15 protein-coding genes and 1 tRNA gene are annotated in these 12,342 nt (G+C 51.3%); 7 read left to right on the forward strand and 9 right to left on the reverse strand.

Translation table 11 applies throughout. The annotated features are described in order from the left end of the window. Window positions 1-401: 50S ribosomal protein L19 (gene rplS / locus AC1HCM_RS04235; protein ID WP_479460534.1), on the reverse strand; the 401-nt coding region annotated here is incomplete at its 3' end. A gap of 120 nt (window positions 402-521) precedes the next feature. Here rplS and thrC point away from each other — a divergent pair. The 3 genes from thrC to AC1HCM_RS04250 are packed head-to-tail and all read left to right on the forward strand — an operon-like array spanning window position 522 to window position 2,780. Beyond that, complete coding sequence (gene thrC, locus AC1HCM_RS04240; protein WP_479460535.1) at window positions 522-1,751, forward strand: threonine synthase; 1,230 nt, start codon at window positions 522-524, stop codon at window positions 1,749-1,751. Window positions 1,752-1,762: 11 nt separating this feature from the next. After that, window positions 1,763-2,041, forward strand: a complete 279-nt coding sequence (locus AC1HCM_RS04245; RefSeq protein ID WP_479460536.1) for a ubiquitin-like small modifier protein 1 — start codon at window positions 1,763-1,765, stop codon at window positions 2,039-2,041. Beyond that, window positions 2,031-2,780, forward strand: coding sequence for a DUF72 domain-containing protein (locus AC1HCM_RS04250; protein ID WP_479460537.1), 750 nt, complete (start codon window positions 2,031-2,033; stop codon window positions 2,778-2,780). Before AC1HCM_RS04245 ends, AC1HCM_RS04250 begins: the two co-directional genes overlap by 11 nt. Here the strand turns inward: AC1HCM_RS04250 and AC1HCM_RS04255 are convergent. The 4 genes from AC1HCM_RS04255 to AC1HCM_RS04270 form a co-directional block, all read right to left on the reverse strand. Continuing rightward, on the reverse strand, window positions 2,755-3,390 hold the full coding sequence (locus AC1HCM_RS04255) for a class I SAM-dependent methyltransferase (protein WP_479460538.1): 636 nt from the start codon (window positions 3,388-3,390) through the stop codon (window positions 2,755-2,757). The genes AC1HCM_RS04250 and AC1HCM_RS04255 overlap by 26 nt on opposite strands. Window positions 3,391-3,423: 33 nt before the next feature. Further along, the gene (locus AC1HCM_RS04260; RefSeq protein WP_479460539.1) at window positions 3,424-4,383 is read right to left on the reverse strand and encodes a bifunctional phosphoglucose/phosphomannose isomerase; all 960 of its coding nucleotides are present in this window, start codon (window positions 4,381-4,383) and stop codon (window positions 3,424-3,426) included. Next, a complete protein-coding gene (locus AC1HCM_RS04265) occupies window positions 4,361-5,557 on the reverse strand; it encodes a tRNA (guanine(10)-N(2))-dimethyltransferase (protein ID WP_479460540.1) in 1,197 nt (398 codons plus the stop codon). The genes AC1HCM_RS04260 and AC1HCM_RS04265 overlap by 23 nt, the downstream gene beginning before the upstream one ends. A 10-nt stretch (window positions 5,558-5,567) precedes the next feature. Continuing rightward, window positions 5,568-5,651: transfer RNA gene (locus AC1HCM_RS04270), tRNA-Leu, on the reverse strand. A gap of 39 nt (window positions 5,652-5,690) precedes the next feature. On the opposite strand from AC1HCM_RS04270, the gene mnmE reads away from it, so the two are divergent. Genes mnmE through prfA form a run of 4 tightly spaced genes read left to right on the forward strand, consistent with a single transcriptional unit; the run spans window position 5,691 to window position 9,647 of the window. Then, window positions 5,691-7,037 (forward strand): tRNA uridine-5-carboxymethylaminomethyl(34) synthesis GTPase MnmE, encoded by a 1,347-nt coding sequence (gene mnmE / locus AC1HCM_RS04275; protein WP_479460541.1) that lies wholly within the window; start codon window positions 5,691-5,693, stop codon window positions 7,035-7,037. A gap of 13 nt (window positions 7,038-7,050) precedes the next feature. Next, window positions 7,051-8,331, forward strand: a complete 1,281-nt coding sequence (rho, locus tag AC1HCM_RS04280) for a transcription termination factor Rho (protein ID WP_479460542.1) — start codon at window positions 7,051-7,053, stop codon at window positions 8,329-8,331. A gap of 33 nt (window positions 8,332-8,364) precedes the next feature. Next, window positions 8,365-8,565, forward strand: coding sequence for a 50S ribosomal protein L31 (gene rpmE, locus AC1HCM_RS04285; RefSeq protein WP_479460543.1), 201 nt, complete (start codon window positions 8,365-8,367; stop codon window positions 8,563-8,565). Next, window positions 8,565-9,647 carry a peptide chain release factor 1 gene (gene prfA / locus AC1HCM_RS04290; protein WP_479460544.1) on the forward strand — a complete coding sequence of 361 codons (1,083 nt, stop codon included), beginning with the start codon at window positions 8,565-8,567 and terminating at the stop codon, window positions 9,645-9,647. The genes rpmE and prfA overlap by 1 nt, the downstream gene beginning before the upstream one ends. On the opposite strand, the gene minE is transcribed toward prfA, so the two are convergent. Genes minE through AC1HCM_RS04310 form a run of 4 tightly spaced genes read right to left on the reverse strand, consistent with a single transcriptional unit; the run spans window position 9,644 to window position 12,189 of the window. Then, a complete protein-coding gene (minE, locus tag AC1HCM_RS04295; protein ID WP_479460545.1) occupies window positions 9,644-9,886 on the reverse strand; it encodes a cell division topological specificity factor MinE in 243 nt (80 codons plus the stop codon). The genes prfA and minE overlap by 4 nt on opposite strands. A 5-nt stretch (window positions 9,887-9,891) precedes the next feature. Then, window positions 9,892-10,680 carry a septum site-determining protein MinD gene (gene minD, locus AC1HCM_RS04300; protein WP_479460546.1) on the reverse strand — a complete coding sequence of 263 codons (789 nt, stop codon included), beginning with the start codon at window positions 10,678-10,680 and terminating at the stop codon, window positions 9,892-9,894. Between the two features lie 13 nt (window positions 10,681-10,693). Beyond that, the gene (gene minC, locus AC1HCM_RS04305) at window positions 10,694-11,269 is read right to left on the reverse strand and encodes a septum site-determining protein MinC (protein ID WP_479460547.1); all 576 of its coding nucleotides are present in this window, start codon (window positions 11,267-11,269) and stop codon (window positions 10,694-10,696) included. Between the two features lie 14 nt (window positions 11,270-11,283). Continuing rightward, complete coding sequence (locus tag AC1HCM_RS04310) at window positions 11,284-12,189, reverse strand: cation diffusion facilitator family transporter (RefSeq protein ID WP_479460548.1); 906 nt, start codon at window positions 12,187-12,189, stop codon at window positions 11,284-11,286. Between the last annotated feature and the right edge of the window lie 153 nt (window positions 12,190-12,342).

Raw genomic sequence — 12,342 nt, forward strand, 5'->3', positions numbered from 1 at the left:
TGTCTGCGGGCTTCCTCCTTTCTCTTCTGCATAGCCTCGTACTCCCACTTCTTTATCTCCCTTATCTTCCTCTGGGCTACCTTACCCTTGAGCTCTCTAAGGAAGTAGAGCTTCGCCCTTCTGACCCTACCTATCTTCACTATCTCAATCTTCTCTATGTTGGGGCTGTAGTAGGGGAATATCCTCTCTATACCTACCCCGTAGGACTCCTTCCTGACGGTGAAGGTCTTGTCTGCTCCTCCGCCTCTTATCCTTATCACCACGCCTTCAAAGGGCTGAATCCTCTCCCTGTCACCTTCCTTTATCCTGTAGTGGACCCTTATCGTGTCGCCCACCTTGAAGTTTGGATACTCTTTCTGGGGCAGGTATCTCCTCTGAACCTTCTCAAGAACACCGCTCATCTCTTCTCCTCCTGGGTGTATGGAATGGAAAATTATCCTACAAATCGCTGACTTTTGCAAGGTTGGAGGAAGCTCCTTGGCTTATAATGTAAAATACTAATCTTCCGCGGAGGTAAGCAGGTGGCAAAGGTTAAAGGGCTCAGGTGTAGAGAGTGTGGAAGGGACTATCCCGTTGAGCCTATCCACGTCTGTGAATTTTGCTTCGGTCCCCTTGAAGTTGTTTACGACTACGATGAGATAAAGAAGAACATCTCAAGGGAGAAGATAGAGGGTGGTCCAAAGAGCCTTTGGCGCTATGTTGACCTCCTCCCGGTGGAAAGCCCGACCGTTGGACTCACCGCGGGCTTTACGCCTCTGAGGAAGGCTGAGAAGCTGGGAGAGGCTCTGGGGCTCAGGAACCTTTACATAAAGGATGACTCTGTAAACCACCCAACCCTATCCTTTAAAGACAGGGTCGTGTCCGTTGCTCTATCCAAGGCAAAGGAGTTTGGCTTTGATACAGCCGCCTGTGCCTCAACAGGGAACCTCGCCAACTCCGTCGCCGCCCACTGTGCCCAGGCTGGTCTGAACTGCTTCGTCTTCATACCGGCGAACCTTGAAACCCAGAAGATATACGGTAGCCTCGTCTTCAACCCTACCGTGGTTGCCGTTGAGGGAACCTACGACGACGTGAACAGGCTCTGCTCAGAGATAGCCAACGACCAGGGCTGGGCATTCGTTAACATAAACATAAGACCTTACTATGCGGAGGGCTCCAAGACCTTGGCTTTTGAGGTTGTTGAACAGCTCGGCTGGAGAGCCCCCGATGCGGTCGTTGCACCTGCAGCCTCCGGCTCCCTATACACGAAGATATGGAAGGGACTCAAGGAGATGGAGAAGGTAGGTCTCATAGACGGTGTGAGAACAAGGATGTACGGGGCTCAGGCTGAGGGATGCTCTCCGATAGCTCAGGCTTGGAAGGAGGGCAGAGACTTCGTCAAGCCCGTCAAGCCTAACACCATAGCCAAGTCAATAGCTATAGGAAATCCCGCAGACGGGATATACGCTTTGCAGACAACAAAGGAGAGCGGAGGAGACTGGGAGACCGCAACGGATGAGGAGATAATAGAGGCTATGAAGCTCCTCGCCCAGACTGAGGGTATATTCACGGAGACGGCGGGAGGGACAACCGTCGCTGTTCTGAAGAAGCTCGCCAGAAAGGGTGTCTTTGACCCCGATGAGCTTGTGGTAGCTTACATAACCGGGAACGGCTACAAGACCCTTGAGGTCCTTGATGGACATCTTTCAGAACCGGTTAGGATTCAGGCAACCCTTAAAGACTTTAAGGAAAAGGTTCTTGCAAAGGTCTAAGGAGGTTTGAGATGGCTGTAGTTGTGAGAGTCCCCACACCTCTGAGGAGGCTCACCGACGGACAGGGTGAGGTTGAGGTTGAAGCCAGCACAGTAAAGGAGGCTATAGAGAAGCTGGAAGAGCAGTACCCCGGTTTTAAAGAGAGGCTCCTTGATGAGAACGGCGAGCTGAGAAGGTTCGTGAACCTGTATCTCAACGATGAGGACGTTCGCTTCCTCAAAGGGGTGAACACCGAGCTCAAGGACGGGGACGTCCTCTCAATAGTTCCGGCGATTGCAGGTGGAAGATAGAGATTACTTCTTAGGCTGTTCGGGCTACTTCTACTGGGGCTGGAGGGGTAAGTTCTACCCCAAGGACCTGAAGCCTTCCCAGTGGTTGGGCTACTATGCAGAGCATTTCAACAGTGTTGAGATAAACTCAACCTTCTACAACTTTCCAAAAGCCTCTTCCCTCAAGAGGCTCTATAGTGAGACTCCCAAGGGCTTTATATTTTCGGTTAAGGCTAACAGGTCAATAACCCACATGAAGAAGTTCAAGGAGACAAAGGAGCTTGTGGACAGATTCTACGATGTAGTCGCTCAAGCTCTATCGGAGAAGCTCGGGTGCATACTCTTCCAGCTCCCACCCTCCTACAGATACACGAAGGAGAACTTGGAGAGGATACTCTCCCAGCTGAGCCCCGAATTCACAAACGTCGTTGAGTTCAGGCACCTAAGCTGGTGGAGGGAAGAGGTTTACAGGGAGCTCAGAAAGTCCGGTGTAGTTTTTTGCTCTGTCAGCTCTCCCAACCTTCCTGAAGACCTCATAGAGACCACGGAAGTTGTTTACGTACGCTTTCACGGAAAGGAGGGATGGTACAGGTATAACTACAGCGAAGAGGAGCTAAGAAGCTGGGCTGAAAAGATAGATAGGAGCTCAGCGGTGAGGGTCTTTGCCTACTTCAACAACGACTACAATGCCTACGCCCCCTTCAACTGCCTGAAGCTGATGGAGCTTCTCGGTGTCAAGCCATACCGGGAGGGATCTTGAAGGGAACGTTCATAAGGGGGTTATCCTCTTCTTCCTGAGGGAAGACGGCGTAAACTCCAAAGCAGTACTTCCCTATCTCAACGACCCTTCCCACCTTTACACCGCTGTCATCAAGTATGAGCCCCACTTCCCATTCGGAGAGGACCTCCTCCGGAGGTGGACCCTTATCCCTCTCCTCCTTCTTCCAGTCTATCACCGCAAGGTAGGCAAAGGGCTTGGCAACGCGCTTTAGCTCCTGAACGAAGCTCTTTGGGTCCTCAAGCTCGTGGAAGGTGAAAGCCATGAAGACAAAGTCAACGGAGTTGTCGGGAAGGGGTATCCTGTTCTCCTCAGATTTGAGCACCTCAACGTTCTTCAGACCTTCCCTCTCAACCTTCTCCTTCGCCCTCCTTACCATCTCCTCCTGAACATCAATCCCGTAGACCTTTCCCTTCTCGCCCACGAGCTTTGAGAGGTAGGGAAGGTAAAAGCCGGGACCAGTCCCCACATCCAAGACGGTCATACCTTCCCTTATGCCGAACTCCCTGAGAACCTTCTCGGGGTCAAAGAGCTCAAGCCTTGAAGGGTCCTCAAGTTTATGGATATTCTCAGGATTGAACTTGTGAGCCATGAAAAAACCTCCTGAAATTAATGATAAACCATATCAGGACTTGCTGAGCTCTTCCTTTATCCACTCAATTGTCTTCACGGGAAGGGGTTCAAAGCCGTACTTACCGGCAAGGTAGTAGCTCGCCCAGTCCCCCACGTGTATGAGGTACAGGAGCCTTGCAAGGTAGGAGTTCCCATCTCCCCCAATGACTACGGGAGATATACCGAGGTCCTTCAGGACTTTTATCGTCAGGTCAACTCGCCTCCTCACCCTGTCGTGGTCCTTTGGGTCAAACATGACAACAAAGGAGAACTTGCTCCTTATCTCCCCATTCTCAAGACCCACGACTTCGTTATGGTGCATCTCCGGAAGCACTGCAAAGTAAGCCTGTGTCTTTGAGTTCTCGTTTATCTGAGTCTTCCACCTGAAGGCGGCTACCTCCGTCAGGGGAGTTGCGTAAACTACGGGAACGTATCCGTATAACCTCTGGGCTATCTCCTCTCCCTTCTTCTTTATCTCCTCATAGTTCTCCCGCAGGTTTTCCCTCGCATCCTCAAGCTCCTCCTTCTCTATCCCGAGGATTGAGAGAACCTTAGAGAGCATGTGCCCTAAGGCAAACCTCGGTGCGTAACCTGTAGGTATCTTCAGGTGCAGTACACCGCTCTTTTCCGATAGCTCTTCAAGCTTGCCCCCGGAGCTGATTGAGAGAACGGTCGCCTGCCTGTCCACAGCCTCCTGAAAGTTGCTTATCGTCTCCTCGGTGTTTCCGCTGTAGCTTATGCATACAACGAGGTCCTCTTCTCCCCTCACGAAGTTGGGAAGTCCGTACCCCCTGTAGGTCGTCACCGGTAGCTTGCACCCCCTGTGCTCCATCCAGGACTTGGCGACGTCCCCCACTATGCCCGAGCCCCCCATACCGCAGAAGGTCACTGTCCGGTACAGGGAGAGGTCCACACCGCTCTTTTCCCACTCAAGCTGCTGTGGGAAGTCCTTAAGCATCTCCTCTGGACTCATCATGCACCCCTCCTGTCAAACGCTGTTTTATTATATCCCTGAGCTCTTCCGATTTCTGGAGAACCTCTCTGTGGGATAGCCTCGTTCTGAATCCGTCCCCCTCAAAGTGGGTTCTAACACCTTCGTAGAACTCAACCACCTTGTCTATAGGCGGTTGCTGAGGTATGGAGAGCTTCTCAGCCAGCTTGGACATCATGTAAAAGCCGACAGTCTGGAGCCTGGACTCCTCCTCTATCAGGCTCAGTATCCTCTTAGTTTCCCTTGAGAGGTTTTCGTCGTTGATTGACTCCCTGTAGAGGAAGTCGGTAAACTCCCTGTCCCAGAGCTCCCCCAACCACATGGGTCCCCCAAGGCTGAACCTCGTGCCGCAGATAGGGCAGTGCTCCTTTATCTTGAGGGGGTCAAGGACCGCTTCGCGGTTAAGACAGTTGAAGCAGTAAAGCACGTATCCTATCCTCTCAATTAGGGAGTTGGTGAGCTTAGCACCCCTCTCTTTCATAAAGAACAGCTTGAAGTAGTGAAGGTGGGAGTAGGCAAAGAGGGGGACCATGGCTATATCGTTCTGGGCTCCGAGCTCAATCACCTTCTTTATGAGAATCCTCACGCCTACCTCGTGCTTGAACTCGTTCCTCAGGGGCTTTGCACCGTACCTCCTCATACAGGTCTTGGGGTAGGTCCCCGAGAGGGGGGCGGTGTCCGTTGCTGTCAGGCTGAGTATCCCTCCCCTCTTCATGCTGAGGGCAACAGACTCAACAAAGGGAACGGGGCTACCGAAGGGGTCAAGGTCAACGTAGTCAAAGCCAAAGCCCCAGCCCTTCCTCAGGAAGAAGTTTGCCTCTTCCCGGTGAACCTCGTACCTGTCCCGGGGTATGCCGTTGAGCCTGAAGTTCTCCTCCATTATCCTCACGGCATCTTCACTTATGTCGTTGGCATAGACCTTACCGACGCAGTCGGTCTCTTTCAAAAACCTGACAGACCTGATACCGCTCGCTGCCAAAGGGTCTGCAACCCTGAGCTCCCTCCCGAGCTTCTTACATAGGTATCTGAGCCCCAGAACGGCGAGGTCTCTGTTCACCCTCATCTTCGGGTTGTAAAAGACGGGCATGTCCGAGGACACGATCTCTCTTAGCTGGGGGACGTAAATGAGAGCCTTCCCTTCCTCTACTGTTTTCATGATTTTTCCATGGGGGTACCGGGAGTCGAACCCGGACGGCCTTACGGCCCGCGGATTTTAAGTCCGCTGCGTCTGCCAGTTCCGCCATACCCCCTCAGAGGAGCTATATTATATTTTAGACCACGCCCCAGACATGAAAGACCCGATAGTAGCGATAGCAACCCCTTTTGGAGAGAGCGCTATAGGAGTTGTAAGGCTAACGGGCAGAGGTGTCCTTGAACTTGCCCGGAGATTCTTCAGGACGAAGTCTGACCTAAAGCCAAGATACGCTCACTACGGAACGCTCGTTGACCCTGAGGGAGAGGTCATAGACGAGGGGGTTCTCATCTACTACAGGGCACCCCACAGCTACACGGGTGAAGATATGGTGGAGATATCCCTCCACGGTAACCCCCTCATACTCAGGAAAACCCTGGAACTTTTTCTCAAAGCGGGGTGTCGTTTAGCCCAGCCCGGTGAGTTTACCAAGAGGGCATTTCTGAACGGGAAGATGGACCTCACTCAGGCAGAGGCTGTGGCTGAGCTGATATCTGCAAAGACCGAGCTTGCGAGAAAGCTGGCTCTACGCCAGCTAAAGGGTGAGCTGAGCAGGTATATAGAGCCCCTCAGGGAGAGCCTCCTTGAGCTCTGCGCCTATATAGAGGCTGACATTGAGTTTTCCGAAGAGGACATACCGACCCTCACAAAGGAACAGGTTCTTGAGCTGGTTGATAGGGTTCTTGAGGGCATAGAGGAGCTGCTCAAGACAGCGGGGGTGGGGAAGCTCGTTAGAGAAGGTATAAAGCTCGCGATAGTCGGCAGACCGAATGTGGGCAAGTCCTCTCTCTTCAACGCCCTTCTGAGGGAGGACAGGGCAATAGTTACGGACATAGAGGGAACAACGAGGGACTACATTGAGGAGAGCATAAACCTGAGAGGAATACCCGTCCGCCTGATTGATACAGCCGGCATAAGGAGGGCACAGGACCCCGTTGAGAGGATAGGTGTTGAGAGGAGCCTCGCCAAGATAGAGGAGGCGGACATAGTTCTCTTCGTCGTTGATGCGTCAAGAGAGCTGACCGAAGAGGACAGACACATATACGAGCAGGTAAGGAGCAGGAACCTGATAGTTGTCCTCAACAAGATTGACCTCGGTGAAAAGCTCCCTCTTGAAATTTTTGAGGGACAATCTATAATAAAGGTGAGTGCCCTTACAGGACACGGATTAGAAAACCTTGAAGAGGAAATTCTCAGGAAGGTTGGAGCTACAACCCCAGAGGGATTAAACATATATGTATCGGTTAGACATGAGGAGCTTCTCAGGAAGTCCAAAGAAGTCCTTGAAAGCTTTAGGGATAGATACAGAAGGGAAGATATGAGCCCAGAGATAGCGATGCTTGATATAAGAGAGGCGGCGGATTACCTGGGTGAGATAGTCGGTCACATAACTACCGAAGACGTTTTGGGCAACATATTTGCGAAATTTTGCATAGGAAAATAAACAGGAGGAAAGCATGCAAGAACTTCAGAAGGTCTACACCCTTGAAGAGCTAAAGAGGATGACACTTCAGGAACTGCAGAAGATAGGGAAGGACCTTGGCCTTACGAGAACTACGGGACTGAAAAAGGAGGAGCTGATTGAGAGGATTCTGGAGGCTCAGGCTAAGGACGGGGGGCTTGTTTTTGTGAAGGGCGTTCTGGAGATACTTCCTGAAGGCTACGGCTTTATGAGGAGTGCCCAGAACAACTACATGCCCAGCTGGGAAGACGTGTACGTAGCCCCATCCCAGATAAAGAAGTTCGGTCTCAGGACCGGGGACACCATAGTCGGCTTTGCAAGGCTTCCAAAGGAAGGGGAGAAGTACAAGGCTCTCATAAAGATGGAGGCTGTTAACGGACTCACCGCGGACCCTGAGGTTCTCAGAAACAGACCAGCCTTTGACAAGCTCACGCCCTACCACCCTACGGAGAGGTTCCAGCTGGAGTACGACCCCCGTGAGATGTCCACAAGGGTTATAAGCCTTATAGCTCCGATAGGTAAAGGACAGAGGGGTATGATAGTTGCACCTCCCAAGGCAGGTAAGACCGTCCTCCTCCAGAAGATATCAAGGGCTCTCATAGAAAACCATCCAGAGGTCCACCTTATCATCCTCCTGATTGACGAGAGACCCGAGGAAGTGACAGAGATGAGAAGGATAGTCGGAAGTGGAGCTGAGGTCATAGCCTCCACCTTTGACGAGCCCCCCGAGAGACACATGCAGGTTGCTGAGCTTGTGATAGAGAAGGCAAAGAGGCTCGTTGAGCTCAAACGGGACGTTGTCATACTCCTTGACTCAATGACGAGGTTTGCGAGAGCTTCCAATGCGGTAACGCCTCCAACGGGAAGGGTGCTTTCGGGAGGTATTGAGGCAACCGCACTCCAGAGACCCAAGAAGTTCTTCGGTGCTGCGAGGAACATAGAGGAGGGCGGCTCCCTGACCATAATAGCGACCGCTCTCATTGAGACCGGTTCAAGGATGGACGACGTTATCTATGAGGAGTTCAAGGGAACGGGTAACATGGAGATACACCTTGACAGGAGGCTGATGGAGAGAAGGGTCTTCCCGGCGATAAACATAGAGAAGTCGGGAACGAGGAAGGAAGAGCTCCTCGTGGAGGACTGGGAGCTTCAGAGGATGTGGGTGCTGAGAAAGTTCCTCTCAACTATGGATGCGGTTGAGGCTATGGAGTTTCTGATTGACAAGCTCAAGCGCTTTAAGACGAACAAGGAATTTCTCAAGGCGATGAATGCGTAGTATAATATCTTGCTTCTGAAGCGGAGGTTTGTGATGAAGAAGGGAATACATCCGGAGCTACAACCAACCACCTTCGTGTGCGGCTGTGGAAATACCTTCACCCTCCTTTCAACTAAGGGCGGAACGGTCCATATTGAGGTGTGCAATCAGTGTCATCCCTTCTACACCGGGAAGCTGAGGCTCAAGCCGAAGTTTTTGGAGCTTCTCTCCCCCGGTGAAAAGAAGGAAGGTTAATGCTCAAGAAGGAGATACTCAACAAGTTAGAGAAGCTCAGCGACAGGTACAGGAAACTTGAGGAGGAGCTCTCTAAGCCCGAGGTTGTCAAGGACATTAAAAGGTATAAGGAGCTCAGTCGGGAGCATAAGGAGCTCTCCGAGATATACGAGACCTACCAGGAGTACAAAAAGTTAGTCAAGGAGCTCAAGGAGGCTAAGGAGCTAACCAAGAGCCCGGAGCCCGAGATAAGGGAGCTTGCCCAGGAGGAGGTTGAGAGGCTTCAGAAGAGGGTGAGCGAGCTGGAGGAGAGGCTGAAGCTCCTCCTGGTCCCGAAGGACCCCAACGATGCCAAGAACGTCATCCTTGAGATAAGGGCTGGAACGGGAGGTGAGGAGGCTGCCCTCTTTGTAGCAGATCTTCTGAGGATGTATCAAAAGTATGCGGAGGACAAAGGCTGGAAGTTCTCCATACTGAGCGCCAACAAAACCGGGCTCGGAGGCTACAAGGAGGTTGTCGCCCTGATAGAGGGCGAGGGTGCCTACTCAAGGCTCAAGTACGAGAGCGGTGTTCACAGGGTTCAGAGGATACCCGTGACCGAGTCTGGGGGGAGGATACACACCTCAACGGCTACTGTAGCCGTCCTTCCGGAGGCTGACGAGGCAGAGGTTGAAATAAACCCCCAGGATCTCAAGATAGAGACCTTTAGGGCTTCCGGGGCGGGTGGACAGTACGTAAACACCACCGAGACTGCGGTGAGGATAACCCACATACCGACGGGGATAGTCGTCTCCTGTCAGGACGAGAGGTCCCAGTTTCAGAACAAGCAGAAGGCTCTGAAGATACTGTATGCAAAGCTCAAGGACTACTATGAGAGAAAGAAGAGAGAGGAGATAGCTAAGGAGAGGAAGGAGCAGGTGGGAACAGGGGAAAGAAGTGAGAAGATAAGGACCTACAACTTTCCTCAGAACAGGGTCACCGACCACAGGATAAACCTCACCCTCTACAAGCTCCAGGAGGTTCTTGATGGAAAGCTTGATGAGATAATTGATGCCCTCAGGGCTAAGGAGCTTGAAGAGAGGCTAAAGTTAGTTGAGGCTTAACTACCCTTGAAGGGTATGCTTATCCAGAGTTCCTCCCTCTCGTTCTCGTTCTTCTTTAGAAGCACATCTATCCCCTCCGCATCAAACTGAGGATACTTGGAAAACAGGGATATGAGGTCCTCTTTCAGTCTTTCAACCATGCTTGGGGGTACACCTTGCCTTTCGTAACTCAGTACCAGCATCAGCCTCTGCTTTGCAACATCCTTGCTCTTTCTCTTAAAGAGCGAACCCAAGTTCAACAACCTCACCCTCCAAACAGTTTACTGAGGAAGCCCTCCTTCTCACCGTATCTCTCAAAGGGAACCTCCTCACCCAAGGTCCTCTTGGCAACATCCATCATAGCCTTAGCAGCATTGTATTTGGGATGAAGGACTATCGGCTCTCCCCTGTTAGTGAAGTCAACGAGCTTCTCCTCCTCAGGAATCACGCCTATTAGAGGTGCCTTCAGTATATCAACGATATCTTCAACGGAGAGCATCTCCCCCTTCTTGACCATCTTCCACTTGACCCTGTTGACTACGATCCAGTAGTCTTCCTTGTTCATGCTCTCTAAAAGACCTATAACTCTGTCCGCATCCCTCACAGAGGAGACCTCAGGGTTCACAACTATGTAAGCTCTGTCTGCCGGAGAGACAGCTATCTTGAAGCCCTGCTCTATACCGGCAGGTGAGTCTATGATGATGTAATCAAACTCCCCCTTTGCCTTTATGTCCTTGACGAGCTCAACCCACTTCTCCGGGTTGACCGCATCCTTGTTCTTGGTTTGGTTGGCTGGCAAGAGGAAGAGGCTCAGACCCCTCTTGTCCTTTACGAGAGCCTTCTCAACCGTAACCCTTCCTTCAAGAACGTCAAGGATGTCATAAACTATCCTGTTCTCAAGACCGAGAATCATGTCCAGGTTCCTGAGACCTATATCCGCATCAATAAGAAGGACTTTCTTTCCAAGCTTTGCGAGGGCAACTCCCAAGTTCGCCGTTATGGTTGTCTTCCCAACTCCTCCCTTTCCTGAGGTAACTACTATAACCTCCGTCATGTTAAAGCTCCCTTTAGACCTTTTCTAAAACTATCATACCATCTTCCACCCGTGCTACCTCAGGATAGCCCGGAGAAACCCTCTCCGACTCCTCCGATATAGCTATCTTCTTACCTATCCTTATCTGCTGAGGTTCCATCTTTAGGGCTACAACTACAGCCTCTTCATCTCCAAGGGCACCCGCTATCGCTATCCCCCTTAACGTTCCCATAATAATAATATTACCCACAGCCACCACTTCTGCATCCTTATTGACATCACCAAGGATGAGAACGTCCCCGTTGTGTTCAACCTTTTGTCCAGATCTTAGAGACCTGTCAACGACTAAGAGCCTGTCGCTCCTCGGAGCCTCCTTTCTACGGCTACCTATCTGTTTGATGTTGCCGAGTCTAAGGTCCTTCAGAAACTCCTCAATCTCGGCTACCATATCCGGTGGGAGCTCCTCTGCGTTCTCAAGGATAAAGTACCCACCCTCAAAGAGCTTTCCCTTTACCTTGGACTTTATCTCTTCCTTTATTGACTCTAAATTAGCCTTCTCCTTTATGCGTATGGCTATTACCGGAAGAGTTATCCCTCTTATCTCAACCACCGCTGAATATTATATCAGTGATGGTGGTGGTACTTTATACCACTTTCCTGGAGAAGGGGACAGGAAGGTGAGCAACAGTAGCCTTCCCTTTCAAGCTGTATCGTGGTGTGGTTTATCCCGTGCCTGCTGGCTATATCTTCAACCTCTTTGAGAACCTCATTGCAGGCTTGGATATCGCTTACAACAACGTGGGCGGTTAAGATGACGCTCCCAGCCGTTAGAGACCAAACATGGAGGTCATGGACATCTATAACACCCTTAACCTTCCTTATCTCATCCTCTATCTCTTCGGGGTCTATCGCAGCCGGAACGAGCTCAAGGAGCACATTCAGGGAGTCCTTTATAACCGTGTAGGCTCCGGGGAGTATGAGAAGGGATATACCTATGCTGAGGATCGGGTCTGCGAGGTAGAACTTCCAGAAGGTAACCGCAATCCCTGCGAGGATAGCAGCCACCGAACCGAGGGTATCTGTGACAACATGGAGAAAGGCAGCTTTGACGTTTATGTTCTCCTCTGAGCTCTTGTAGAGGAGATATCCCGCTATAAGGTTTACTCCGAGTCCAACGGTCGCTATCAGGAGCATCTGAGGACCGAGAACGGGTTCCGGACTTAAAAACCTGTTGAAGGCTTCGTAAGCTATATAAGCTATGAGACCTATTAGAAAGATTCCGTTCACAAGGGCTGCCAGCACCTCAAGCCTGTACAAGCCGTAGGTCATCCTCTTTCCCCGTGCCTTCTGAACGAGAAGCTGAGCTACGAGGGCTATCAGGAGGGAGACGCTGTCGGTGAGCATGTGCCCCGCATCGGATAGGAGTGCCAGGCTGTTGGTCAGGAAACCCCCAATAAGCTCAACGAAGGCAAAGAATAGCACAAGCCCAAAGCTCAAGCCAAGGACCCTTATGCTGTTCTTTCTGTCCATGTAAAAAATCTATACCCAAGAGGTAGCTTTACCATGAGTGAGATTAAGAGATTTACTTTCAAGAGTAGAGCCTCGTACAGCTGTCAACACCTTCAACAGAGCTTATTGACTTGATCACCTCCCTGAGGTGCTTCTTACCCGTAACGTCAATGG

This window comes from Hydrogenivirga sp., from assembly GCF_056450045.1.